Genomic DNA, 26,030 nt, shown 5'->3' with positions numbered 1-26,030 from the left:
CTTCAGTAACCGCTGACGTCGGGCCAGCGCAGCTCGACGCCGTCGGAGACAAGGCGTTCCTGGAAATCGGCCAGCAGGGCCGGGGTGTTGCGGACCGCGCGGGGATCGCAGCCGCGGTCCAGGCAGAAGGCGGCGAGCGAGCCCGCCACCTCTCCGGTGTTCCACTCGACCGGGTGCAGCCGGTGTGATCCGTTGGTGATGTGGGTGGTGCCGATGTTCTTGCCGGCCGGCAGGAGGTTCTCGACGCGCTGCGGCAGCAGCGCGCCGAGCGGGATCTCAAAAGGGCAGGAGCCCACGTCGATGTAGTTGTCGCCGCCGGTCGACGGGTGCAGGTCGATGCGGTACATCCCGACGCCGATCGAGTCGGCGTGCGAGACGGCGCCCTTGTCGCCGCGCACTTCGAGGGAGAGGTCCTGCTCGACGATCGTGTACTCGGCGCGGATGCGGCGGCCCTCCCGGATGTAGGGGGCCATGGCCAGGCCGTCCGCGCCGCCGGTGACGTCGCCGCGCAGGCGCAGCCCGGGGAAGCCGGTGCCGCCGTCCGCGCGGGGCGCCTCGGTCTGCAGCCAGTAGAGGACCGAGCGGGAGAGCTCCCGGGCCTTCGCGATGTGGACAGCGGCGTCGGGCACGTCGACGATCGGCGCCTCGAAGTAGTCGATCATCGGCCAGTTGACCAGGCAGATGTCGCTGGCGTAGAAGCCGTCGGCGAAGTTGCGGCGGGCCGCGATGCGGCGGAACGTCCACAGGTTGCCGTCGCCGGGGTTGCGCCGCTGGTCGGCCTGCACCAGCCACGGGTCGTCGTCGGGGTTGGGGGTGAAGCTGCGCGTCGACAGCTCGAGCGTGCGCGGGTTCGGCGTCTGCCAGGAGAGCAGCTTCGCTCCCCAGAACGGGGGTTGATAGTCACGCCAGAACTCGTACGACGCCGGGCGGTCGATCGTGTGGTCGCCGTCCACGTGGTCGACCGCGAAGCAGACCGAGAACGCCTGCATGTTCATCGGATCGGCGACTTCGGGGGCGCTCGGCTCGCCGGTGTCGGCGCTCGACTCGAAGCCGGTCACGTACTCGGTGCCGGTCAGCGGGAGCAGCTCGCCGGTCTCGGTCGCGTCCAAGATGTACTTTCCGGTCAGGACTCTTTCTCCGGTCCGCAGGGAGACCGTCACCGAGGTCACCCGGTCGCCGTCGGTGCTCGCAGCCACTGGTGTCGCCGGCTGGAGGACCGTGAGCCGGCCCGACGCGCGGTAGGGCGCCAGCATTTCCTCGATCACTGCCACCGCGACGCGGGGCTCGTGGCACAGGCGGCTGACATGCCCCGCTCCGGGATTCAGCCAGCGCTCGGCCCGTGCCCGATCTGTCAGTGGGAAATGGGATTTATAGTAATTTCTAATGCCGGCGCGCAGCGCCCGATAGCTGGCGGTCACGCCGAACTGCTCGACCCAACTGTGCTCGTCCGGCGGGACGGCCTGGCTGGTCAACTGCCCGCCCAGCCAGGCGTACTCCTCGGTCAGCAGCACCGACCGCCCGGCCCGCAGCGCCGCCAGCGCGGCCGCCACCCCGCCGAGGCCGCCGCCGATCACGACGACGTCCGCATGGAGCTCACGCACGGGCCACCGCCAGCGTCGTCCCGGCGACCGGCTCGCACGGCAGGATCCGTTGCGCCGCCCCGCCCGAGCCGCCCTCCAGCAGCCCGGACAGCACCTCGACGGCCTGCCAGCCCATCTGCTTGCGCGGGATGCGGAAGCCGGTGAAGTCGATGTCGGTCGCGGCCGGCCGGGTCGGATCGCCCAGCGTCACGATCGACAGGTCCTCCGGGACGCGCAGCCCGCGCTCGGCCGCCTGCCGGGCCAGGGCCACGCCGTCGGCGAACTCCTCCACGAAAACACAGGTCCTCTCGTCGGCGACGATCGCGTCAAGGTCGGGGGCGGGCAGATGCCGGCCCTCCGGGGCGGCGGAAAGGAAGCCGCGCATGCGGTCGGCGTGCGACTCCGGGCCGGTCGTCCCCTCCCCCACGTAGACCAGCCGCCGGTGCCCGAGCTCCACCGCCGCGCGCACCTGGGCGGCGGTCGCGCCCGGATAGTCGGCGCCCACATAGGGCACCGGGCCGCCGGCGTCGTCGCGCCGGCCGACGCTGACGAAGGCCGGGCCCTCGTCGACCAGGCGGGCCAGCTCGTCCGGGTCGAGCCACTGGCCGAGCAGGATGCAGCCGTCGGCCAGGCGCAGCCGGTTGTCCTGGTGGAAGATGCGGCGGCGGCCGTCGACCACCGGCGCGCTGGTGAACAGCAGCAGGTCGCAGCCGATCCGCTCGGCGCACTCCTCGATGCCGACCAGGAACGGGTGGTAGAAGTCGCCGGTGCCGGCGGGGAACACCGACTCGTAGGTGAAGACGCCGAGGATGCGGTTGTGCCGGGCGGCGAGGCGCCGGGCGATCGGGTCGGCCACATATCCCGTACGGCGGATGGCCTCGAGCACCCGGTCGCGGGTCTCGGGGGCGATCCGGACGTCGCCGTCGTCCCGCCCGTTGAGCACCAGCGACACCGTGGCCTGGCTGACGCCGGTCATCCGGGCGATGTCCTGCTGGGTCACGCGTCGCGCCACCGGACCCCCTCGTTGTGCTGCGTTGATACGCATTAGCCGGGTGTGGCTCACATGGTGTGGTGGCGCGGAAGCCGAAGTCAAGGACTAATAGGTATTAGCACCGAACTAATTCGTATTATCATCTTGACCGCCGATGTAACCCTGCCGAAACTTCGACGCATGGTTGCTCGTCGAACTCTCTTCGCCGCCGCGGCCGGCGCCGCCGCCTCTCCCCTCCTGATCTCCGCCCCCGCCTTCGCGGCACCAGCGCTGCCACCCGTCTCCCCCGATCGCCGGCTCTTCCTCCCGGCCGAGCAGCGCTACGCGCCCTATCTGGCCACGCTCGCGCCGATGGTCGGCGACGTCGACGACAGCGGCTTCTTCGGCGGCGGCTGGTGGCGCACGCCGAGCGTGCCGACCAACGCACGCGTCCAGGAGCACGTCTTCACGTTGAGCTGGTTCTACGCCAACTCCCGTCGCTGGAACCCGTACTTCCGCGACACGGCGCTGCTGGCCGCGCTGGACGCCACCATCGGCCACTACCTCTCCCTGCAGCACCCCGACGGCTCGTTCCCCGAGTACAACGTGGACGAACACGGTCTGGCGCCGACCGGCTTCGGCATCGGCTACCTCGCGAAAACCCTGCGAAACTTGCGCCAGGCGGGCGCGTTACGGCAACGACAGAGCCAGATCACGAGCGCATTGCGTACGGCGATGAGCTGGCTCCTGAATCCGGACAACGCGATCTGGACGCCCCCGGTGCACTACGCCAACCAGGTCACCGCCGGGCTCGCGGGCTCGGCCTTCGCGTTGACCCAGTTCTCCGACCCGGCGCTGCGGGCGCGCCTGACCGAGCGGGTGCTCTACCTGTCGCGGCACGGCCAGAGCCCGGCCGGCTTCTTCTACGAGCCGACCGGCATGGACGTCAACTACAACTTCGAGGTCATGCTCCCGGAGCTGGCCGAATACTTCCGGCTCACCGCGAGCCCGGTCGCGGCCTCGATGGCCCGGCGGTTCGCCGACTGGTTCGGCCACGTGATGCTGCGCGAGCCCGACGGCAGCGGCTGGCTCACCTACTACGCGGTCTCCGCCCGCACCGCCGCCTCCGACTACGACGACGTCATCGGCGACACCGACCGGCAGACGCTCGGCTCGTCGTTCCTCCCGGTCGCGCCCGCGCTCGCCGCGTTCTACACCTCGCGGGAAGGCAAGGCGGCCGCCCGCGCGCGGTGGGCCGCGCTCCCCGGGCCGGTGCCGGCGCTCGCCAAGCAGGACACCTCGCCGCGCATCATCACCCACGCCATGTACCCGGAGTTGCTGCCGCCCTCGCCGGTCAAGAAGGCCGCCATCGCGGGGCTGCCGTACCTGCGTTCGCGGCGCTTCTGGGAGCTGCGCCGCGACGACGCGACCAATCAGGACTTCCTGTTCGTCCGGAAGCCGGGCTTCTACTTCGGGGCGTTCTTCGGCGATCGCGCCTCGACCACGGTCAAGGGCGGCACCGGGTTCCTCTGGCATCCGGCCGCCGGCACGGTCATCCACGCCCAGCAGACCACGACCGGGTGCTGGGCCACGGTTCCCACCGGCGCGAACCCCGACGCCGCCGGGAACCTCGTGGCCACGTACGGGAAAGACCGAGTCGACTACCGTACGCCCGACGCGAGGGTGACCACGACGCTCACCTTCACCGACAGCTCGGTCCGAAGGACCGTACGTGCCACGACCGCCGCGACCGAGCAGATCCCTCTCGTGCTGCGGCCCTCCGACACGGTCGCCTTCACCGACGGCACGCCGGTCCCCTACAACACCACTGTCACCGCCACCGCCGACGGTCTGGTGCTGCGGCGGGCCGGGGCGACCATCGCGATCCGCTGGGGTTCGGCGCGCCGGGCCACGATCTCCACCTCCACGCGGACGTATCTGGCCGACGCGACCCGGCGCGTCCACGTGCTGCGCATTGCGCACAGCGGCGACATCGACGTCACCATTACGGCATGACGCTTTCGCCACCGCCCTTCGACGCCGAGCTCGGCGCCGCGCTGGCCGCCATCCGGGCCGTGCGGCCCGCCCACCCGAACCTCGCCGACATGCGGCGGCCGGTGCCCGGACGGGAGCCGCCCACGCTGGAGGCTCTCGCCCGGGACGGCGCGTTCCGCCTGCGGGAGGACGGCGACCTGCTGTACTGCATCCCGGCCGGCCTCACCGAGCCGGCGCCGGCGCTCTACTTCATCCACGGCGGCGGCATGGTCGCCGGCAACCCGCGCACCGACATGCCGCTGGTGCTGGATTGGGCGCTCGAGCTCGGCATGGTGGCGGTGTCGGTCGACTACCGGCTGGCGCCCGAGCACCCGCATCCGATCCCGGTCGAGGACTGCTACCGGGGGCTGCTGCGGGCAGCGGAGGCTTCTGAGATCGACGAATCCCGCATCGTCGTGGGCGGGGTCAGCGCGGGCGGAGGTCTGGCTGCTGCGGTCGCGTTGCTGGCCCGGGACCGCGGAGGGCCTTCCCTCGCCGGGCAGATGCTGATCTGTCCCATGCTGGACGATCGCAACGACTCGGTGTCGGCCCGGCAGATGGCCGGGCTCGGCGTGTGGGATCGCGAGTTCAACGAGTTCGGCTGGACCGCTTTGCTGGGCGACGCACGCGGCGGGCCGGACGTGTCGCCCTACGCCGCGCCGGCGCGGGCTTCGGACTTGAGCGGCCTGGCACCGGCCTATGTGGACGTTGGCTCGGCCGAGACCTTCCGCGATGAGGATGTCGCATACGCTTCTCGGATCTGGGCCTGCGGCGGCCAGGCCGAGTTGCACGTGTGGCCGGGCGGGTTCCACGGCTTCGACGGGATGGTCCCGGACGCCGCCCTTTCTGTCTTGGCCCGCCGCTCCCGCCTTTCCTGGCTGCGCCGCGTCAACTCGCTACCGGGGTGACGGTTCGGGGCGGGGTGACGGCCAGGTTCTGGCTTGCTCACCGCTGGGTGCATGGCTGAGCTGGACGGCTCACCTCTGGCTTCGTGGTCTGGCTGCCGCGCTGTGGTCAGGGCAGGAGATCCAGTTCCGCGGGCCGGCCTGGGTGGTGGGCCAAGCGACGCACCGCGCCGGTTGCCCTCAGAATCTTTCGCTGGGTGCAGCCTCGCGCCCGCCGTCCGGCTTCGGCTCGGTGGGCGGCCCGGGTTCGCCATGGCGCGCGGCGTGCGTGGTTGCGGTGGGTGCGGCCGGTCTCGGCCGGGTCGTGGGCTCGGTGGGCTCCCGTTATGCCGGCTGCGCCGGGCCCGGAAGGCTGGTGGCGGCCAGCCCGTTAGATCTTGAGGAGTTGCGGTCTGCTGGGAGCCTGTTGCTTTTTCGCTGGCTGGCTGTCGGTGCGGGACGTCCGGGCCCGGGGCTGGGCCTGGGTGGTGGCTGGAGGCCCCCGGGGGTTTGGGGTTATTCGGTGGTGAGGGTGTGGATGCGTAGGAGGTTGGTGACGGCGGCGGCGAAGCGGAGTTCGCTGTTGGTGGCGGTGAGGCCGCGGCGCAGGAATTGGCGGAGTCCGCGGCGGTCTTTGAGCCAGCTGTTGGGTGCTTCGACGAGTGGGGATCGGCGTTTGTAGAGGTTGCGGCCTGCGGTGGTGCGTAGCCGGTGGTTCATGGCTTGCCGGATGGTGGCGTGTTCGGGTGGCTGGCCGGTGGCCGGGTTGGTGGTGGCGTGGTCGCCGAGTTGGCGGCTGGTGGTGCCGGCGATGAGCCGGTCGGGGCCGTGGCAGGTGAGGTTGTTGATGCTGTCGTAGCCGGCGTCGCCGATCATGACGCCGATGGTCAGGTCGGTGCGGCCGGTGTGTGCGGTCAGGTGCGCGGCGAGGTCGGTGATGGCGGTGCGGGTGGGTTCGAATTGCTGGACGTCGTTGGCGTCCTGGGTGGCTTGGGCGTGCAGGAAGAACTGGTCTTCGCTGACGGCGGTTTGGCAGTTGTAGCCCTGCAGCCAGCCGTTACGGGTTTTCAGTAGCCGGGAGTCGGGGTCGGTCAGGTTCACCCGTGGCCCTGGCGTGTCGGTTGTGGTGGGGTCCTCAGCGGCGCCGGTCCCGGCGTCGACGGCTGCTGCGTCGTAGGCGGCTTTCGCGGTTTTGACCCGGCAGTGCTGGTCGGCGGGCAGTGGCGGGCGTCCGTGGGGCTGGTTCCCGGCGGCGCGGGTCCGTGCGGCCCGTTCGTGCCAGGCGTCGGCGCGGCGCTGGATCCGGGCGCGTTCACGCTGCCAGCGGGCCCGGGCCGCGGCGACCGGGTCCGCGGTCTTCGGCGGCGGCCCGAACACGCTCAGGTCCGGGTCGGCGAGGTTGCGTTCGTAGTCGGCGCCGGCCTGCTCGGCGGCGTCCCGGCGGGCCCGCTCGGCCGCGCCCGCTTTCTCGGCCTCGGCCAGGGCCTGCCGGATCCGGGCAGCCCGCCCGGACCGGTCCCGCAGCCTCGGCGGCAGCTCATCACCCCGCTCGTCCCCGCCGAACTCGGTGTCCTCGGCCGCGTCGGTCGCCGCGGTGTCGGCCAGATACTGCTCGGCCAGGCGCCGCAAGCCCTGCTCGCTGCGGTTGGCGTCACGGGCCGCGTTCCCGGCGATCTTCGTGCCGTCGAACGCGACCACCCCGAGCCGGACCATGCCCAGGCGGGCGGCCAGTAGCAGCGTCGCGGTCAGCAGGTCAGCCAGCGCCGTCTCGTGGTCTTGCCGGAACCGGGCGAGGACCGTGTGGTCCGGCACATCGGACGCGCAGATGACCCGGAACGCGACATCGGTGTGACACAACCGCTCGATCTGCCGCGACGAACGCACCCCGTGCGCCATCGCATACACCAGCAGAGTGAGCAGCATCTCCGGGTCATAGCCACGCCGGCCGACCCCGCCGAGCCGGGCCCGGGCGTGGAACGCGGCCGTGTCCAACTCGCCGACCGCGTCGATGACGAACCACACCAGATGATCCGCGGGCAGCCAATCCATCATCGACGGCGGCAACAGAAACACCTGATCACGATCCACCGGCCGATACCGTTTCGCCACCAGTAAATGGTGACAGGCATGGATCAATCAGGCCAGACCCGCCACCACCCGAAGCCAAAAAGCAACAGGCTCCTGGGTGCGGGAACTCATCACCCTTGGCCGCGCTGCCGGTTCAGCCGACAGATAAATACGGATATTTCTGGCGGGGCGCCTCAGCCCATCCCGCGATGCGGGCCGCGGATCCAGCCCTCCGGGACGGTCGGCCGGAAGGTGGGACACGATCCCGCCACCCGGAAGCGGCCGCCGCAGAGCGCGCCCAATCCCACCGCCGCGCCCAACCCCACCGCCGGGGCAGTCGCCCGCCGCACCACGGGAGGGCCGCGGGCGCCGCGCTCTGTGAAGCTGGCCATTGAAGGCCGTTGACATGGGTGGCGGTCGATCTTACGGTCTGATTGTGAAACTACTTAACTATTGCGGGGCTGCTGTCGCCGTCGCGGTGCTCGCGGCTGGGGCGATTCCGGGTGCTGCATATGCCGGTGGGAGTCAGCGGACGTTGCCTGCGCATGTGTTTGCGCCGTACTTCCAGACCTATACCGACGCCAACCCCGCCGAGGTCAGCAAGGCGTCGGGGGCTCGCTACCTCACCATGGCGTTCCTGCAGACGGCGGCGACCGGGTCGTGTGACGTGCTGTGGAACGGCGATCCGGCCACGCCCGTGGACCGGTCCGTCTACGGGCCGGAGATCGGGCGGATCCGCGCCTCAGGCGGGGATGTGGTGCCGTCGTTCGGCGGCTACAGCGCCGACAGCACCGCCACCGAGATCGCGGACAGCTGCACCGACGTGGGCCGGATCGCCGCCGCGTACCAGAAGGTGATCACCACCTATGGCGTCACGCGGCTCGACATGGACATCGAGGATGCCTCGCTGGACAACACCGCCGCCGTCGACCGGCGCAACCAGGCCATCCGGCTGGTGCAGCGGTGGGCGGAGCGGCAGCACCGGCCGCTGCAGATCGTCTACACGCTGCCGACCGCGCCGTCCGGGCTCGAGCCCAACGCGATAAACGTGCTGGCCAGCGCCATCCGCTACGGCGTCCGGGTCGACATCGTCAACATCATGACCTTCGACTACTACGACGACCAGGCGCACGACATGGCGGCCGACACCAAGACCGCCGCGTACGGCCTGGTCGGCACCCTGCGAGAGCTCTACCCGCACCGCTCGGCGGCGCAGCTGTGGGGGATGGTCGGCATCACCGAGATGATCGGGATCGACGACTACGGCTCCGGCGGCGAGACCGGGCCGCTGGAGGTCTTCACGCTCGCCGACGCCCGCGCCGTCACGCGATGGGCGCACGAGCACCGCATCGGCGAGCTGTCGTTCTGGGCGCTGGGCCGCGACAACGGCGGCTGCCCGGGCGTCGCGGGATCCGACGACTGCTCCGGCGTGGCGCAGCGGCCCTACGAATTCACGCACATCATGAAGTGACGCGGTGGCCCGGGAGCATCGGCTCCCGGGCCACCCTCAGCTCAGGAGATGCGGATCTTGGCGGAGGTGCCCTTCTCCTCGAGCACGCGGATCTTCACGCCGACCGCGGGGAGCTTGACTCCCTGGTTCGGCAGTTCGTCGTAGAAGTACTTCTGGGTGTCGTCGAACAGCGGCTGCGCGGCCTGACCTCGTACGTATGAGGGCTGGCCGTTGATGTGCAGCGTGAACGAATCGGCCTTGCGGAGCGAGAACGGCGCGTCGTAGACCTGGATGCGGGCGCTGAACGGCAGGCCGTCCATCCGGTAGAACGGACGCGGGTGGGCGTCGATGTACAGGTTCCGGCCCACGCCCGGATGCCAGTTGGTGTCGTTGTCGACCTGGGACCGGTCCCAATAGGAAATCAGCAGGCCCTGCTGGTACGAGTAGTGCTCCACCCAATCCGGCTTCGTGTTGAGGAAACCGAAGTTGTACGGGCCGGTCTTGAGGTACTGGTCGTACGAGACATACGTCCGATAACCGGCGATGTAGTAGTTGTCGTATTGACCGGTCGCGCTGGTGCCGACGGTGCTGAATCCCTTCAGCGTCCACGACGAGGCGCCCTCGGCGTCGTCGCTGAACAGCACCGTGCCGCCGTCGGTGACCTGAATGTTGTCGGAGAAGAAGCCGCCGGCCGAGAAACCGCCGTCGGTGCGGTAGTAGAACTGCAGATACACATTCTTGCCGGCGTACGCGCTGAGCGGCACCGACACGTCCACCCACTGGTTGTCGGTGGAGCCGCCGATGGCCGGCCGCGGCGGGTTCGCCCCGTCCCGGATGAACGGCTGACCGTTGACGGTGCCGTCGAGGGCTGTCCACTTCTGACCGTCGAGCGACGCCCGCACGTACAGGTAGTCGAAGCCCTCCTCGATGTTGTACCGCGCCTTGAAGCTCAGCGCCGGCGCGCTCGCGCCGGTGAGATCGAACTGGCGGGTCATCGAGTTGCGCAGGTCGTCGGCGTTGCCCGAGAAGTACTGCTTGGCCCCGGCGAACGGCGCGCCGAACTCGGTGGTGACCGTCTTCTTGGGCAGCACCACCACGGCCGCTTGAGCCTTGTTGCTGTTGTACTCCTGTGGGCCGAGGGTCAGGGTGCGCTTCTGCTTGGCCACCACCGTCTCGTAGTCGAGCCAGCCGAGCTGCAGCTTGTTCCACGCGCCGAGGTCGCCGGGCCGGGTGCCCAGCGGCTCGCCCTTGGCGTTGAGGCGGCTCTGCGCCATCAGCGTCCAGTACTCGTTGTTGCCGGTGCCGCCGGCGAGCACGTTGTAGTCGTCCGGCAGGCCGAGGTCGTGGCCGTACTCGTGGACGAACACGCTCAGGCCGCCGTTCTCGGGCTGGATCGTGTAGTCGCCGATCCACAGGCCGGTGTCGGCGATCTCGGTGCCGCCGAGCAGGTTGCCGGCCGGGCCGCGGTCGCCCTCGTCGTCGCCGTACGCGAACGCCCGGTGGCTCCAGATGGCGTCCTCGCCCTGGTACGGGTCGCCGTCGGCCTCGTCACCGCCGGCGTGCACGATCTGGAAGTGGTCGAGGTAGCCGTCCGGCTCGTTGAAGTTGCCGTCGCCGTCGAAGTCGTACCGGTCCCACTGGTCGAAGGTCTTCAGCTCGGCCACGACCTGCGCCTTCGTGCGACCCATCGCGAGCTGGTCGGCGACCCACTGGTTGGCGGCGTCGCGTACCAGGTCGTACGTCGTGTTGCAGACGTTGCTGTTGCAGACGTTGGGGTCGTCGCCGTTCTCGTCGGTGGGGTCGTCGCCGGAACGGCCGTACCGGGCCTCGTTGTACTTGACCTTGACCCAGTCGGTGACGGTGCCGTCGACGCTGTACCGCCCCGACGACTGCGTCTCGTAGTAGGTCTTGACCGACTCGACGTTCCGGCCCTTGCCGAAGTAGAGGTTCTGGTAGTGGCTGCGGCTGTAGTCGGCCTGCCAGACGGTGGTGTTGTCGACCGCCCGGTCGGGCGCGGGGATCTGGTTGTGCACCGGCCCGTCGAAGCGCTGCGGGCCGGCCGTGGCCGGATCGGTGTCCTGATCGGGGAAGCGCGGGTCACGCTCGTTGCCGAACTCGGCGAGGATCACGAAGATCCGGTCGGTCCGTTCCCGGGCGAGCTCGACGTACTGGTCGCGGTTGTCGCGCCCGCCGTGGCGGTGGCGCGACTCGCGGCCGAAGGCGCCGCCGCCGGCGCTCTGACCGACTTTGACAACGGTGCTGCCGTTGCGGCTCTCCGGTTTCGCGCGACCGGAAAGGACATCGCTGACGGCCTTTTCCCGCAATGTCCGCCGCTTCTGTTCGAGCGCGCCGACCAGCTCGTCGCTGCCCGCCTCCGCGCCATTCTTCACCGAGGGGACCGCGGCCGAACTGTCCGACGGCGGGGCGGCCACGGCGGCCGGGCTGAGCGATACGCCCATTCCGGACGCCAGGCTCAGGCCCAGCAATCCCGCTACGACTTTTCGCATCGATTGAACCTCCGGGGTGATCACGCCGGCCCCGCGGGTGACGCGGGGGCGGCCCGGATGCAAAGTGGACCGGTTATGGCCCGTCCCGGAACGTAGGCATCGATGCGGAGTGAGAGGAAGACTTCGATCCGCATCGAATCAAAATTCGCGTCGACCGTGACTACGGGTGTTTCGGCCGAGACGGTCTGAAAGGGCAGTCCTGCGTGCCCCTGGTTGAAACGATCACGAGCGCGACCCTAGCCTGTATTCATCATTGGCATTGAAACGTGTCAATACCTCGCTCCCCACGAGGAGAATCAGGATGGCCGTAAAACGCCTGGTCGCCGTGCTCGCGACGATCGCCGCCGCCCTCACCGTCATCGCCACCCCCGCGCCCGCCTCGGCCGCCGCGCCCGTCGGCCTCGACGCCGCGCACTGGATCTGGTACCCCGAGGACCAGCCGCCGGCCGCCACCCGCTATCTCCGCCGCGTCTTCACCGCGCCGGCCGGCCCGTACTCCGACGCCCAGCTGGTCGTCACCGGCGACGACACGGCCGACGTCTGGCTCAACGACACCTACCTGGCCGGCTCCGACCGGGTCACCGACTCCTGGCGCCAGGCCCGCTACGTCGACCTGGCCGCGGCGCTGCGGCCCGGCAGCAACACGCTGCGGGTCGCCGTCCGCAACACCAGCGCCGGGCCGGCCGGGCTGCTCGGCCACCTGCGGGTCGTCTCCGCGGCCGGCACGGCCGACCTGGTCACCGACGGGGCGTGGCAGGCGGCGAACGGCGTGCCCGAGACCTGGGTGGCCGCCCGCGACCTCGGCGCGTACGGGACCGGGCCGTGGGCGAGCAACGTCGCCGCGCCCGACCCGGCCGCCGCCTCGCCGGTCACCGCGGCCGGGCTGACCACCGAGCGCCGCACGAACGCGGCCGGTGTCGACGCGCGGCAACCGCGCTTCGGCTGGCGGCTCTCCGCCACCGCCACCGCCCAGGTGCAGGGCCGCTACCAGGTCACCGTCGGCACCTCGCCCGGCGCGGCCGACGTGTGGGACAGCGGCCAGGTCGCCTCGAACCAGAGCGTGGACGTCGCCTACAAGGGCCCGACGCCGGCGAGCAACCGCACCTACCACTGGCGGGTCCGGGTCTGGGACTCCCAGGGGCGGCCCAGCGCGTGGAGCGCGCCGGCCACCTTCGACACCGGCCTGTTCGACCCGGCCACCGAGTGGCAGGCCGCCTTCGTCGGCGCACCTGCCACGGCGAACCTCACCGGCGCGTCGTGGATCTGGTATCCCGAGGGCGACCCGGCGACCACCGCCCCCGCCGCGACCCGCTACTTCCGGCGCACGTTCGACCTGGCCGCGGCCGGGACGGCGACGCTGGTGGTGACCGGCGACGACACCGCCGACGTGTGGCTCAACGGCGCGAAGGTCAGCGCCTCCCGCCGGGTGACCGACTCGTGGAAGCGCGCCACCACGGTCACCGTCCCGACCCGCGCCGGCAGCAACACCCTCGCCATCGCGGCCACCAACACCACCGACAGCCCGGCGAGTGTGATCGCCAAGCTCGCCACCGTCGTCACCGACGGCACGTGGAAGGCCTCGACCACCGGCCCGTCCGGGTGGGAGCAGCCCGGTTTCAACGACTCCTCGTGGCCGGCCGCGAAGGCCACCGCCGCGCTCGGGGCCGGCCCGTGGGGCAACCAGGTCTCGGTCACGAATCCCACGCCGTACGTGAGCAAAGCCTTTGATGTCGGAAAGCCGGTCGCCCGGGCGCGGTTGTTCGCCACCGCGCTGGGCCTGCACGAGACCTACCTCAACGGCTCGAAGGTGAGCGAGGAACGCCTGGCGCCCGGCTGGACCGACTACACCAAGCGCTTGCAGTACCGCGAATACGACGTGACCGCGCGCCTGCGCACCGGTGGCAACACCCTCGGCGCGCTGCTCGGCAACGGCTGGTACTCCGGCAACATCGGCTTCGCCGGCAGTCAGCGCTACGGCACATCTCCGTGGTATTCGGCGAAACTGGCCATCGAGTACGCCGACGGCACGCGCGCCGAGGTGCGCACCGACGGCAGCTGGACCGCCGCGCCGAGCACGATCGTCGCCGACGACCTTTACCACGGCGAGGACCAGGACGCCCGGATCGGCGGCACCGCCGGGGCGCCGGTGACGGTCCGGACGGCCGGGTTGCCGCATCTGGTCGCGCAGGTCGATCCGGGCGTCACCGTGCAGCAGGAGTTCCGGCCGCGCTCGATCACCCAGCCCAAGCCGGGCGTGTTCATCGCCGACCTGGGGCAGAACTTCGCGGGCTGGAACCGGCTGCGGGTGACCGGGCCGGCCGGCACGAAGGTCACGCTGCGGCACGGCGAGATCCTCGACGCGGACGGCACGCTCTACACCGCGAACCTGCGCGCCGCCCAGGCCACCGACACCTTCACGCTGGCCGGGACCGGCGCGCCGGAGGTCTTCGAGCCGCACTTCACGGTGCACGGCTACCGCTACGTCGAGATCACCGGGTTCCCCGGCACGCCCACCGCCGACAGCCTCACCGGGCTGGCGGCCTGGACCGCCGGATCGGCGACCGGAACGTTCCAGACCAGCGACCCGCTGGTCAATCAACTGCAGTCGAACATCGTGTGGGGCGCGCGCTCGAACATGCTCTCGATCCCGACCGACTGCCCGCAGCGCGACGAGCGGCTCGGCTGGACCGGGGACATCGCGGCGTTCGGGGCGACGTCGACGTTCAACTTCGACACCCACGGGCTGCTCGCCAAGTTCGCCGACGACCTGGTGGACGCGCAGCGCTCGGACGGCGCGTTCACCGACGTGGCGCCGGCGGTCATCGACGGCGCGGGCAAGGCGGGCTGGGCCGACGCGGGCGTGATCGTGCCGTACACGATCTGGCAGCGCTTCGGCGACCTCGCCGTGGCCGACCGGCATTTCGCGGCCATGGCGCGGTACGTGGACTACCTGCGCTCGACGGCCGGCGCCGACCTGATCCGCAACCAGGCCACGTACGGCGACTGGCTGAACGTTGACGACGGCACCCCCAACGACGTCTCCAGCACCGCGTTCTTCGGCTGGTCGGCCCGGCTCGTCGCGCGGATGGCGGCGGCCACCGGGCGGACCGCCGAGGCCGCGTCCTACGGCACGCTGGCCGACCAGATCGCGGCGGCGTTCACCGGCCGCTTCGTCGCGGCCGACGGCACCGTGGGCAACAACAGCCAGACCGGGTACGTGCTCGCGCTCGCCTTCGGTCTGGTGCCGTCCGCGCGGCAGCAGGCGGTCGCCGACAAGCTGGCGGCCAAAGTGGACGCTCGCGGCGGCCACCTGTCGGTCGGCTTCATGGGCGTGGAGAACCTGTTGCCGGTGCTGGCCGATCACGGGCACGCCGACACCGCGTACCGGATCCTCCAGCAGCCGGGCTATCCGGGCTGGGGCTACATGAGCTCCCGGGGCGCCACCACGATCTGGGAGCGGTGGGACGGCATCCGCACCGACGGCACGCTCCAGGATCCCGGCATGAACTCGTTCAACCACTACGGGCTCGGCTCGGTCGGCGACTGGCTCTACCGCGGGGTGGGTGGCCTCGGCCCGGCGACGCCGGGCTATCAACGGCTGCTCATCGAACCCAAGGCCGGCGGTTCGCTCACGTCCGCGTCGGCGTCTCTCCAGACCGCGTACGGCCCGGCAAGCTCGTCGTGGAGCCGGAGCGGCGCCACGCTGACGCTGCGGGTCGTCGTCCCGCCCAACACGACCGCGACCGTACGGCTTGCGGGCTCGGTCTCGGCACCGGCCGAGGCGGTGCCGCAGGGTGCGGGCAGCTGGGCGTTGCCCTCCGGCAGCTACACCTTCGTCGCCACCTGACGACGCTCGACGCGCTCGACGATGTCGGGGCGGAGGAGGGTCCGCGGCGGGTCGACCAGGCCGGTCACCCGCAGCAGGACCGCGGCCAGATCGGCGTCCTCCGTCCCGGCCAGCTGCAGCCGGCGCAGGTAGTCGGGGGTGAGCGGCGACTCGGAAAGGGCCGGGCCGGTCACGCCGGGAAGCGCCAGGTCGGCGCCGACGGCCAGGCGCCACGGCGTCTCGAGGACCTGGGCGACGGACTGGAAATACCGGTACGGGTCGGGCTCGCCGCCGTGGCTCAGCTCGTCGCCGAGGGCGGCGGCGTTCATCGCGGCGACCGACATGCCCTGGCCGTACACCGGGTTGAAGGCGCAGGTCGCGTCGCCGGCGACGAGCAACCCGGCCGGGAACCGGCCCAGCTGGTCATAGCGGTGCCGGATGTACGCCGGGAACCGGTACGTCACCGGCTCGCCGAGAGGCTTCGCCGCGCGCAGGACGTCGTAGGTGTCCGGCGTGGCCAGCGTCTCGGCGTACCCCGGGAGCTCGTCGTGGGTGACCGGCGGCCGCTCGCCCAGCACCCCGGCGAGCGTGATGAGGACCCGGCCGCCCTCCAGGCGCTGCATCACCGAGCTGCGCCGCTGGCCCGGGAAGCGCGGGGTGACGATGATCAGGTCATCGCCGAAGATCTCGTCCGGCACCGCGACCAGGCAGGACGTGTACGCGAGGCCGATGGCGACCCGGTCGGCCGAGGGCTGTTCGTAGCCGAGCTCGGCCAGCCATCGCGGCGTCCGCGAGCCGCGGCCGGTGGCGTCGACGACCAGGTCGGCCGGCACGGCGCGCGATGCGCCGTCATCCCGGCCGGCCACGGTGGCGCCGGTGATCCGGTCCCCCTCGTCCGAGGTGATCAACCCCGTGACGTCGTACCCGTCGAGGATCTTGATGTTGGGCAGTGCCCGCACCCGGTCCCGGATCGTCCCCTCGAGCAGCGGCCGGCTGGCCGACAGGGCGATCAGGCCGGTGGTCGTGCGGCGCAGCGGCTTCCCGTTGAGGTACCACCGGACGTTGGCCAGGATGTCACCGGTCAGCCCGCCCCCGGCGGTCACCTCGGCGGTGAAGCCCGGCATCAGGCGCTCGATGACCGCCAGGCCGCCCGGCAGCATGCCGTGGACGTGCTGCCCGTGCGGCACGCCCCGCCGCTGCTCGGCCGCGGTGGGCAGGTGATCTCTCTCGACGATGGTGACGGTGGCGTAGCGGTCGGACAGCACCCGCGCGGCCAGCAGGCCCGCGATGCTTCCGCCGAGCACCAGCGCGTTTCCCCCGATGTTGGCAACCATCGCCCGAGGCTGACAGCGGCCGGGCGTTCGGGCATCGGGTCTGACGCCCATGCGACATGCCAGTCGGCTACCGCACCTCGATCGATCCCTTCATGAACGGGTGGATCGAGCAGTGGTAGCTCAGGGTGCCCGCGGTCGCGAAGGTGTGCTCGTAGGTCTGGCCGGCGCCCATCGGCTGGGAGTTGAACGAGTTGTCGTCGGCGGTGACCGTGTGCTCGGTGGAGTCGTCGAACTTCCAGGTCACCGACGTCCCCGGGGAGACGGTCAGCGTGGCCGGAGTGAAGGCGAAGTTGTCGATCTCGACTGTGGACCCGCCCGACGCCGCCGGAGCCGGCGTCGCGGTCGCCGAGGGCGACCCGGACGAGCTCGGGCAGCCTGCGAGTGCGCCGGCGACGACGAGCAGGATCGCGGCTGCGCTGTGCGATGCTTTTGTCCCTCTCATGGAAACCTCCCGCAGCATGGTGCTGAGACGTGGAGGCCGCCGGCCGGGGCTAAGCCCGACGCTACGCGCGGTATTCCCGCTCCGGCTGCTCGGCCGGGCGTGACGTGGGACCCATCTGACGCGGAGAGGCCCCCGCCGGCGCGCCGGCGGGGGCCTCCGTGACCACGGCTACTTGGTGACTGTGAAGGGCAGCTCGACCCTGGTGGCCGAGTCGGCGCCGGAGAGCGTGATGCCGGTCTGGCCCGGCGTCGCCGCGCCCGGCACGCTCACCGTCTCGCCCGAGACCACGCCGTCGGCGTTGGCCCGCAGGGTCGTGGCGGAGAGCCCGTCACCGAAGGTGCCGGTGACGACCTCGTTCGGCGCGAAGCCGGAACCGTCGACGGTGACGGCCGTGCCGCGCGGGCCGGTGGTGACCGAGAGGGTCGCCTCCGGCTGGTACGCCGGCGGCGCGGGCTGCTCAGCCACCTTGGCGGTGGTGGCGACCGCGGCCTGCGCCGCCGACTTGGCCACCGTCACCTCGAGGGTGGCGGTGCCGCTGGACAGCGTGTCCCACGCGGTCACGTGCACCGTGTAGGTGCCCGGCTGGGCGTACGTGTGGGTTCCGCTGATCGCACCGGAAGCGTCGACGCCGGCGTCGGAAGGCGCCGTGCCGTCGCCCCACTGGACCCGGGCGTGGTAGCCGGTGGCGTCGGCGACGCCGCCGCTCACCGCGCCCAGGCCGGCCGTGAGCTCCTGCCCGGCGGTCGCCGTCAGGTCCTTGCCGGCGGTCAGTGCCAGCGCGGGCGCCGGCGTGCCGTCGTCGGCGACGGCGAACACGTGGATCCGGCCGGCCGAGCCGGGGTCACCGGACTGGGTCGGCAGGGTCACCGAGACGAGCGTCTTGCCCTCCGGGATCTGGTACGGCGCGGTGGCGAACAGGAACGGCTGCGCGCCGTCCCGGCTGGTCCCGAGCAGCCGGTACGCGGTCCGGGCAACGATGATGTTGCCGTAGGACGGCGTGCCGTTGGGGTTCCCGCCGAGCGTCCAGTCGCTCATCTGGATCGGAATCGTGGCGGTGCTGCCGTCGCTGAACTTCGCCGTGCCGGTCGTGCTCTGGTTGCCCTGGGTGCCGGCGCCGATGAACGAGATGCTCTTGGCGTCGGCGGGCAGGTCGAGCGCGATCGTCTTGCCATTGCCGATCGCGTCGTCCGGCTGTCCGGCCGGGGTCGCGGGCAGCGTGAACCGCAGCGCGGTCCCGGGCACCGGCGTCGCCTTGCCCTGGGTCACGCCGCCCGCCGCGAGCGCGGCACGGGAGTAGGCCCAGTTCTTGGCGTCGCAGTTGGCGGCGAGCACACCCTCGTCGCCGATGCAGACGGTGTCGAAGGCGGCGACGAGGCCGTTCTCCGGCACGTAGGCCACATCGACACCGACCGTGGCGGAATCCTGGCTGGTCCCGTCGGTCACCGTCACCGAGGCTTGATAAAAGCCGGGTTTCGCGTACGTGTGAGAGCCGCTGACGCCGTAGACCGCTCGCGAGCTGAGCGCCGTCGTTCCGGCGGTCACCGGCGAGCCGTCGCCCCAGTCCACCGTGGCCTGGTACTCGGTCGCCGTGCCGCCGGTGACCGTGGCCAGCGGCACCGAGACCGCGGCGCCGGCCCGCGCCGGCACGTCGGCCGCGGCGGTCACCGTGACCGCGCCGCCACCGAGCTGGACGTCGCCGCCGGAGAGCAGCTCGATCTCGGCCAGGTTCGCGTTCTCCGCGCCGGTGGTCTTGGTGACCACCAGGCGGAACTGCTGGAAGCGGCCCGGCCGGTCGATCCGGAACGGCCGGGTCTGGTTGCGCCACGCGAAGACCTCGCCCTTGCGGGAGTCCACAGTGGTCCACTTGATCCCGTCCCGGGAGCCCTGCAGCTTCCAGTCGGCCGGATCGCCGGCGTTCGCACCCGAGGTGAGGGTGTAGTACGTCGGCGCCTGCTTGCCACCCCGGTACGCCCAGGTGACCTGCGGCGTGCCGGAGGTGAAGGCCATCTGCGTGACCGACGAGTCGTCGAACAGCTTGGCGGCGTCCTGCCCGCCGGTCGCGGTGGCGGTGCCGAGGCCCGGACCGGTGGTGTCCTGCAACGGCTTCGGCACGTCGTTGCCCTTGGTCAGCGACTCCGGCGCGTCGTTGCGGCCGGTGCCCCACGACGACGGGTTCGGGCCCATCTTGAACTCGATGGTGCCGCCGCAGTCGAGGACCGACGAGTCGATGGAGACCCCGCGCTGGGTCCGGCCGTTGACGGAGACACTCTGCACGTACACGTTCTTGGTGCTGTTGTTCGTGGCCTTGACGACGATGTCGCCGGACTTGCGGTGCACGGTCATCTGGCTGAACTGCGGCGAGCCGATGACCCAGTTCTCCGAGCCGTTCTGCAGCGGGTAGAGGCCCAGCGAGCTGAGGATGTACCAGGCGGACATCTCGCCGTTGTCCTCGTCGCCGAGGTAGCCCTGGCCGATCTCGCTGCCGACGTAGAGCCGCCGCAGGATCTCGCGTACGAGGGCCTGCGTCTTGGCCGGCGCGCCGGCGTAGTCGTACATGTAAGGAATGTGGTGTGAGGGCTGGTTGCTCATGCCGAGCTGGCCCATGCGGACCGCCCGCGCCTCCAGCATCTCGTGGATCGTGCCGTTGTAGCCGCCCGGGTGGTCGGCCTTCTCCGGCGTCGCGAAGAACTCGTCGAGCTTCTTCTGCAGCTCCTTCTGCCCGCCGTAGAGGTTCGCCAGGCCCTGGCCGTCGTGCTGCGCGGTGAACGCGTAGTTCCAGCCGTCGGTCTCGGTGTAGACGCCACCCCAGTCCAGCGGGTTGCCGTCGAGGAAGGTGCCGGCCGCGTCGCGACCCTGGAAGAACTCCGTCTTGGCGTCGAACATGTTGACATAGTTCCGGGCCCGCTCGAGGAAGTACTGCGACTCCTCCTTGAGCTGGTCCCGCCGCGCCTTCGGCGTGTGCGGGTCCTTGGCCAGCGCCGCGCCCATGTTGCCGATGCCGTAGTCGTTGATGAAGCCCTCGAGGGCCCACGACACCGACTCGCCGGTGGAGGTCGGCGTGTAGCCGAGGAACAGCGACGTCTCGATGCCCTTGCGGCCGACGGCGCTGCGGCCGGAGGCCACCGTCGCGTCCTTCACCGCCGCGTCGTACGCCGCGAGCGGGTCGGGGAGCTTGACGCCGTTGAGGTACGCCTCGGCGAGCGCGACGTCCGCGCTGGTGCCGGTCATCAGGTCGGCGTAACCGGGCGACGACCAGCGGGCGATCCAGCCGCCGTCGCGGTACTGCTGGACGAACCCGTCGGCGATCTTGGCCGCGATGTCCGGGTACAGCAGCGAGTACGCCGGCCACACGGTCCGGTAGGTGTCCCAGAACCCGTTGTTGACGTAGATCTGGCCGTCGACGAGCTTCGCGCCGGTGGTGGTCGGGGTGGACGCGCCGGTCGCCGGCGACACCGGGCTCGCGTACTGCCAGTGCGGCGCCTTGGCGGTGCCGGTGTTCTCCGACTGCGAGTTCGGGTACAGGTTCAGCCGGTACAGGTTCGAGTAGAGGCTGACCAGCTGCGTCTCGGTCGCGCCCTTCACCTCGATCCGGCCCAGCCGGTCCTTCCAGGCCGCGGTCGCGGCGGCGTGGACCTGATCGAGGCTCTTGCCGGTGACCTCGAGATCCAGGTTCTTCTTCGCCTGGTCGAGCGAGATGAACGACGTGGCGAAGCGCAGCGTGACCGCCGGGCCGCCCGCCAGATCGAAGGTGGCACTCCCGGCGGCCGTCGCCGTCGGCGCCCGGTCGAACGTGCCGGCGTAGAACATCCGGCTACGGCCGGCGGACAGACCGCTGCCGTTGTCGACCCAGCCCGTGAGGGTCCCGTCCGTGCCGATGGTGAACGTGCCGTTCCAGAAGACGAGGCTACCGGTGGCGGTATTTGCCGGATACGTGAACTGCATGACGCCGCCGTGGTCGGTCGGCGACATCTGCGCGGTCAGGCCGCTCTGGGTCTTGACGCTGTAGAAGTCGGGCCGGGCGATCTCGTCGTCGTGGCTGAACGGGAGCGCGCGGGTGCTCGGCTGACCGGTGAGGTTGCCACCGGCCGCGACCGGCATGACCGACATCTGGTTGCGGTCGCCCATCCACGGGCTGGGCTCGTGTGAGATCGCGAGGCCCTGCAGCATCGTCAGGTTGGCGGCGCTGTTGTCCCGCTGGTACACGTACTCCCACGAGTCCGATGTGGCGTTGGTGACCGGCGTCAGGAAGTTGAAGCCGTTCGGCACCGCCGAGATCGGCAGGTTGTTGCCGCGCGAGAAGCCGCCGGACGCGTTGGTGCCGCGGCGCGTGTCGACGTAGTTGGTCAGCGCGGAACCGTCGATCGGCGCCGGCGAGCCCACGACGGCGAGGTCGTCGATCCAGCCCTGGAAGCGGGTGGCGGCGGTGGCGCCGGGGTTGTCGTAGGCGAGCAGGATGCGGTCGATCGTCTTGCCGTTGGCGACCGCGCCGAGATCCGACTGCACCGCGTTCCACTCGTCGGCGAACAGCGTCTTCGACCCGCCCTGGCCGGCGCCGGTGAGCGCGTTGCCGTGCTGGTCGACCGGGGACCGCTTGCTGAGGTAGCTGCCGTCGGTGAAGTGCAGGTCGATGGCCGCGTACGTGGACGGGTACTGCAGGTTCTCCCCGGTGAGCTCGGGGAAGATCTTGTAGGTCAGCCGGGACTTCGGGCCGACCGGGATGCTGACGTCGAACAGCTTATTGGTCGCGTACGAGCGGCCGTCGGTCTGGGCGCCGCCCGCGTACCGCAGCGAGGCCACGCCGGTGAACCCGGCGTTGGGCTTCTGGTTGGAACCGCGGTTGGGGCCGGTGCCGGCCACGCTGATCATCGGGGTGGCGGGCGGCAGGACGTTCGAGCCGTCGCTGATGTCCCAGTCCGCGAGCTGGACGATCGAGTCGCCGGAGTTCGCGGTGATGTTCAGCCGGTAATACGCGTACGCGGTGGTGTTGGTGAAGCTGTAGACGTTGGTCGCGAAGCGACCGGCGTAGGTCTGGCCGGTCCGGGTGTCCAGATCGGTCCACGCCGAGCCGTCGTTCGACCCCTGCAGGGTGAAGTCCTTGGGGTCCCGGGTGGCGGCATCGTTCGCCGAGGTAAGCGAGTACTTCGCGACGGCCACGGGCGCGGCCAGCTGGTAGGTGACCCAGCCGGTCCGGCTGAAGGCCAGCCACTTGGTCGACGAGTCGCTGTCCTTGAGCTTGACGGCGGTCTCGCCGGGAGCGTTCTCCGCGCTCGCCGTCACCGCGGTGACCTGCTTGAGCAGGCTGCCCGGCAGGGCGGCGCTGGCCGACCCGGTCAGGTTGCCCTGCACCGGCTTGCCGTCCGCGCCGACCTCGGTGGTGGTCGCGGCGGGCTGCGGGTCGGTGGTCTCGAATGAGGAGCCGAAGCTGCCGGGCGTGACCGCGGCGTTCGCCGCGGTCGGTGCGGCCAGCAGCCCGATCGGCATCAGGAGGACGAGTGAGGCAGCGAGGGGGCCGCCGATCAACTTCATGCACAACTCCAGGGGAGAGGTCCAGAGATCGTCAGCCTCGCCCCCGCTGACAACGTTGTCAAGAATCTTTTCGGCCGTGGTGATCAACACAGTTATTCGCCGATTGGCGGTGCAACATCGGGGTATGCCAGGCGCTTCGTAAGGAAATGCCCGACAAGCCGGTTTGGTCTCGGCGGCTAGCCTGGCCGCCGTGCCTTTTCGCAAACGCTTCCGTGAGCGCCATCCGCTGACAAATCTGAGCTCCCTGCTGATGTGCGGGTTGCTCGCCGGATTGGTGCTCGCCGCCGCCTCGTTCCCGGCGGCGGCGCTGTCGGGGCTGGCGGCCAAGGCGGGCGCCGAGGGCTTCGCCGAGCTGCCCAGCGAGCTCAAGCAGCAGACCTCGCCACAGATGAGCCGGGTCTACGCGTCCGACGGCAAGACGCAGATCGCCGTGATGTACGACGAGTACCGCAGCGACGTGCCGCTGAAGGACATCTCGGTCAACATGCAGAACGCGATCGTCGCGGCCGAGGACCACAAGTTCTACGAGCACAACGGCGTCGACTTCAAGGGCCTGGCCCGGGCGTTCGTGAACAATCAGAACGGCGGGGACCAGCAGGGCGCGTCCACCCTGACCATGCAGGTGGTGCGCATGTCGCTGTCGTACTCGGCGACCAGCCCGGCCGAGGTCGTGGCCGCGACCGCCAAGACGACCGAGCGCAAGCTCGCCGAGATCAAGTACGCGATGGAGCTCGAGAAGCAGCTCACCAAGCAGCAGATCCTCGAGCGCTACCTGAACATCGCGCCGTTCGGCAACCGCGCCTACGGCATCTACGCCGCCAGCCAGGTCTACTTCGGCAAGAAGCCCAAGGATCTGGACGTCGCGGAGGCGGCGCTGCTGGCCGGCATGGTAAAGGGCACCTCGCTGTACGACCCGACCACCAAGGACGGCTATCCGCTGGCCAAGGAGCGCCGCGACTACGTCGTCAACGACATGCTGTCGCTCGGCTACATCAAGGCGGACCAGGCGGCCACGGCCAAAACCGAGGCGGTGCCGCACACGACCAGGTCGGTCGGCAACGGCTGCACCGCCGTGTCCCGCAACGAGTGGGGCTTCTTCTGCGACTACTTCCAGCGGTGGTGGATGAGCCAGCCGGCGTTCGGGGCCAACGAGTACGAGCGGGAGCGCCGCCTCCGCAGCGGCGGCTACAAGATCGTCACCACCCTCGACGTCCAGGCGCAGAAGGACGCCCGCAAGCGCGTCCTCCAGCAGCGCAAGGACGACTCGGTGAACGCGCTGCTGCTGGCGGCCGTGCAGCCGGGCACGGGCAAGGTGCTGGCGCTCGCCGCCAACCGCAAGTTCAAGCTGCCGACCGCGGCGAACCCGAACCCGCTCTCCTCCGATCCGGCGAAGCGGAAAGCCGGCGCGCGGGCCACCTACCCGAACACCACCAACCCGATCGTCACCGGCGGCGGGGACATCCACGGCTACCAGGCCGGCTCGGTGTTCAAGATGTTCACCATGGTCGCGGGCCTGGAGAACGGTTTCGGGCTGGACTACTCGATCACCACCACGCCCCGGTACGTCTCGCCGCTCTACCTCGACTCCGCGGCGCCGGCGGCGTGCGGCGGCCACTACTGCCCGTCCAACTCCAGCGACAAGGAGAAGGGCCCGTACAACATGTGGACGGGCTTCGGGGCGTCGGTCAACACGTACTTCGTGCCGCTGCAGGAGAGGATCGGCGCGGAGAAGGTCGTGGACGTGGCCAAGCGCTTCGGCGTCCAGTTCCGCGAGTCCAACGACAACGACCTGGCCACCAAGTCCGCCCACGACTGGGGCTCGTTCACGCTCGGCGTCTCCGCGTCGACACCGCTGGACATCGCCAACGCGTACGCGACGCTGGCCGCCGACGGCAAGTACTGCCAGCCCACGCCGATCCAGCAGATCACCACCCACACCGGCGAGAAGCTGAAGAACGGGCAGCCCAGCTGCAAGCAGGCGACCACGCCCGAGGTGGCCCGCAAGACGATCGACGCGGCCCGCTGCCCGGTCGGCGACCAGGCGCAGCTCGGCAGCTGCGGCGGCACCGGCACGGCCAAGGGCGCGCGCGGGGCGGTCGGGCATCCGATCTTCGGCAAGACCGGCACCACCGACGCCGAGAAGACCGCGTCGCTGGTGGTGGGCACGACCTCGATCGTCGTGGCCGGCTACATGGTCAACCCCGACTGGCAGGCCCACAAGGACCAGATGAAGCACGACGTGATCAACCCGGCGGTGTGGAACACGGTCGCCGACTACATGGACGGCAAGCCGTCCGAGCAGTTCAAAACCCCTTAGCCCGGGTACGACGGGCCGGGTGGACCGCACACGGATGCTCTTCGACGGGTGGATCGCGGGCCTCGGCACGTCGAGCGGGACCCGGCTGGTGCTCGGGCACTGGCCGGGCTCCCCGTTCGGGCCCGTCACCGACGTCATGGTCGAGCGGGCCGACGGTCACCGCATGCTGCTGGCGCCCACCGCGGAGCTCGGGCGATTCGTCGCCGGCACATACTCGTTCGACGAGGTCCGGACCGTCCCGATCGCGGTGCAGCGGTCCGGCACGGCGTGGGCGGTCACGGCCGGCCCGCTGGAACTGAGGTTCACCACCGGCGGCCGCGGCCGGCTGGGCCTGCTGCTGCGCTCGGTGCCACCGCCGCTGGCGCGGCAGCTGCCGTGGGTCCGGTGCATCGACCTGCCCGCACGACTCCTCCGGGGCGTGCGCACCTACGGCAGCGCCGGCAACGGCCGCCGGGAGTGGTACGCCGCGCAGGACCTGCATCGCGTCACCACGGCCCGCTGTGTGCTGGACGGCGTGGATCTCGGCCACCTCACCGACGTCGACCCACCGGTACGGTTCGGTTTCGGCTCGACACCCCGCTCCCCTGCCCTGGTGCGGGTCACCACCACGGTGGAGCTTCCCGAGGCTGCCTAACCGGAGGCGGCGGACTGCTGCGCCTGCCAGATGGCTATCTGGACGCCGACGACGCAGATCTGCACCGGCAGCGGCATGCCGGGAAGGTCCGCCTCGATGGCGCCCGACCAGGCGCTGGTGCGGCGCAGCGAGCCGACCTTGGCCCCGTCGGCCAGCAGCTCCTGCTGGTTGCCCCAGAACGAGGCGCGGCGGAACTCGTACGTGCGGCCGCCCGCCTGCACGGTCCATTGCTTGCGGCCGGCCTTCTCGATCAGCGCGACCTCGTTGCCCATCTCGTCGAGCATCCGGTACTTGGTGCCCCAGCCGTTGGCCCGCACCTGGAACCGCCGGCCGTCGACCTCGAAGTCCCCGCCGGTCCGCCACCACGACGGATCCCACACGGCGACCGGCCGCCCGTCGGCGGCCAGCCGGTAGCGGCCGCGCCACATGCTCATTCGCTCGGCGGTCAACATGCTTCCG

General features: G+C 70.6%; 14 protein-coding genes. 6 read left to right on the top strand and 8 right to left on the bottom strand.

What is annotated here, in order from left to right:
* Positions 1-2 precede the first annotated feature (2 nt).
* Complete coding sequence (locus ACQPZX_RS13065; protein WP_433379200.1) at positions 3-1,601, bottom strand: FAD-dependent oxidoreductase; 1,599 nt, start codon at positions 1,599-1,601, stop codon at positions 3-5.
* Positions 1,594-2,592: a LacI family DNA-binding transcriptional regulator gene (locus ACQPZX_RS13060; RefSeq protein ID WP_433379197.1), complete on the bottom strand. Its 999-nt coding sequence runs from the start codon at positions 2,590-2,592 to the stop codon at positions 1,594-1,596. Before ACQPZX_RS13060 ends, ACQPZX_RS13065 begins: the two co-directional genes overlap by 8 nt.
* A 159-nt stretch (positions 2,593-2,751) precedes the next feature.
* Here ACQPZX_RS13060 and ACQPZX_RS13055 point away from each other — a divergent pair, with 159 nt between their 5' ends.
* Together ACQPZX_RS13055 and ACQPZX_RS13050 are read left to right on the top strand one after the other, a co-directional pair.
* Entirely contained in the window at positions 2,752-4,566 is a 1,815-nt protein-coding gene (locus ACQPZX_RS13055; RefSeq protein ID WP_433379194.1) for a hypothetical protein, read from the top strand.
* Positions 4,563-5,492: an alpha/beta hydrolase fold domain-containing protein gene (locus ACQPZX_RS13050; RefSeq protein ID WP_433379191.1), complete on the top strand. Its 930-nt coding sequence runs from the start codon at positions 4,563-4,565 to the stop codon at positions 5,490-5,492. Before ACQPZX_RS13055 ends, ACQPZX_RS13050 begins: the two co-directional genes overlap by 4 nt.
* Positions 5,493-5,984: 492 nt before the next feature.
* Here the strand turns inward: ACQPZX_RS13050 and ACQPZX_RS13045 are convergent, their stop codons facing one another.
* Positions 5,985-7,577 carry a transposase gene (locus ACQPZX_RS13045; protein ID WP_433366032.1) on the bottom strand — a complete coding sequence of 531 codons (1,593 nt, stop codon included), beginning with the start codon at positions 7,575-7,577 and terminating at the stop codon, positions 5,985-5,987.
* Positions 7,578-8,082: 505 nt separating this feature from the next.
* Here ACQPZX_RS13045 and ACQPZX_RS13040 point away from each other — a divergent pair.
* Positions 8,083-9,006: a chitinase gene (locus ACQPZX_RS13040; protein ID WP_433379188.1), complete on the top strand. Its 924-nt coding sequence runs from the start codon at positions 8,083-8,085 to the stop codon at positions 9,004-9,006.
* Positions 9,007-9,047: 41 nt separating this feature from the next.
* Here ACQPZX_RS13040 and ACQPZX_RS13035 read toward each other — a convergent pair whose 3' ends face one another.
* Positions 9,048-11,492: an immune inhibitor A domain-containing protein gene (locus ACQPZX_RS13035; protein ID WP_433379185.1), complete on the bottom strand. Its 2,445-nt coding sequence runs from the start codon at positions 11,490-11,492 to the stop codon at positions 9,048-9,050.
* Between the two features lie 301 nt (positions 11,493-11,793).
* On the opposite strand from ACQPZX_RS13035, the gene ACQPZX_RS13030 reads away from it, so the two are divergent.
* Positions 11,794-15,339, top strand: a complete 3,546-nt coding sequence (locus ACQPZX_RS13030; protein WP_433379182.1) for a family 78 glycoside hydrolase catalytic domain — start codon at positions 11,794-11,796, stop codon at positions 15,337-15,339.
* Here ACQPZX_RS13030 and ACQPZX_RS13025 read toward each other — a convergent pair.
* The 3 genes from ACQPZX_RS13025 to ACQPZX_RS13015 form a co-directional block, all read right to left on the bottom strand.
* Positions 15,318-16,652: an FAD-dependent oxidoreductase gene (locus tag ACQPZX_RS13025; protein WP_433379179.1), complete on the bottom strand. Its 1,335-nt coding sequence runs from the start codon at positions 16,650-16,652 to the stop codon at positions 15,318-15,320. The genes ACQPZX_RS13030 and ACQPZX_RS13025 overlap by 22 nt on opposite strands.
* A 67-nt stretch (positions 16,653-16,719) precedes the next feature.
* The gene (locus tag ACQPZX_RS13020; protein ID WP_433379177.1) at positions 16,720-17,094 is read right to left on the bottom strand and encodes a cupredoxin domain-containing protein; all 375 of its coding nucleotides are present in this window, start codon (positions 17,092-17,094) and stop codon (positions 16,720-16,722) included.
* Positions 17,095-17,262: 168 nt separating this feature from the next.
* Positions 17,263-22,620, bottom strand: a complete 5,358-nt coding sequence (locus tag ACQPZX_RS13015) for a GH92 family glycosyl hydrolase (protein WP_433379174.1) — start codon at positions 22,618-22,620, stop codon at positions 17,263-17,265.
* Between the two features lie 250 nt (positions 22,621-22,870).
* Between ACQPZX_RS13015 and ACQPZX_RS13010 the strand changes: the two genes are divergently transcribed.
* Entirely contained in the window at positions 22,871-24,937 is a 2,067-nt protein-coding gene (locus ACQPZX_RS13010; protein ID WP_433385213.1) for a transglycosylase domain-containing protein, read from the top strand.
* Positions 24,938-24,956: 19 nt separating this feature from the next.
* Positions 24,957-25,571 (top strand): hypothetical protein, encoded by a 615-nt coding sequence (locus tag ACQPZX_RS13005; protein ID WP_433379171.1) that lies wholly within the window; start codon positions 24,957-24,959, stop codon positions 25,569-25,571.
* Here ACQPZX_RS13005 and ACQPZX_RS13000 read toward each other — a convergent pair.
* Positions 25,568-26,023, bottom strand: coding sequence for a hypothetical protein (locus ACQPZX_RS13000; protein WP_433379168.1), 456 nt, complete (start codon positions 26,021-26,023; stop codon positions 25,568-25,570). The genes ACQPZX_RS13005 and ACQPZX_RS13000 overlap by 4 nt on opposite strands.
* Positions 26,024-26,030 lie beyond the last annotated feature (7 nt).

Origin of the sequence: Actinoplanes sp. CA-142083 (assembly GCF_050942195.1) — a bacterium.
Lineage (GTDB): Bacteria > Actinomycetota > Actinomycetes > Mycobacteriales > Micromonosporaceae > Actinoplanes.
This window is presented reverse-complemented; position numbering and strand designations above follow the sequence as displayed.

Excerpts from the sequence above, each read along its gene's own strand:
- ACQPZX_RS13020 (WP_433379177.1), bottom strand. The coding sequence starts at position 17,094 with ATGAGAGGGACAAAAGCATCGCACAGCGCAGCCGCGATCCTGCTCGTC.
- ACQPZX_RS13025 (WP_433379179.1), bottom strand. The coding sequence starts at position 16,652 with ATGGTTGCCAACATCGGGGGAAACGCGCTGGTGCTCGGCGGAAGCATC.
- ACQPZX_RS13000 (WP_433379168.1), bottom strand. The coding sequence starts at position 26,023 with ATGTTGACCGCCGAGCGAATGAGCATGTGGCGCGGCCGCTACCGGCTG.
- ACQPZX_RS13015 (WP_433379174.1), bottom strand. The coding sequence starts at position 22,620 with ATGAAGTTGATCGGCGGCCCCCTCGCTGCCTCACTCGTCCTCCTGATG.
- ACQPZX_RS13010 (WP_433385213.1), top strand. The coding sequence starts at position 22,871 with ATGTGCGGGTTGCTCGCCGGATTGGTGCTCGCCGCCGCCTCGTTCCCG.
- ACQPZX_RS13050 (WP_433379191.1), top strand. The coding sequence starts at position 4,563 with ATGACGCTTTCGCCACCGCCCTTCGACGCCGAGCTCGGCGCCGCGCTG.
- ACQPZX_RS13030 (WP_433379182.1), top strand. The coding sequence starts at position 11,794 with ATGGCCGTAAAACGCCTGGTCGCCGTGCTCGCGACGATCGCCGCCGCC.
- ACQPZX_RS13035 (WP_433379185.1), bottom strand. The coding sequence starts at position 11,492 with ATGCGAAAAGTCGTAGCGGGATTGCTGGGCCTGAGCCTGGCGTCCGGA.
- ACQPZX_RS13055 (WP_433379194.1), top strand. The coding sequence starts at position 2,752 with ATGGTTGCTCGTCGAACTCTCTTCGCCGCCGCGGCCGGCGCCGCCGCC.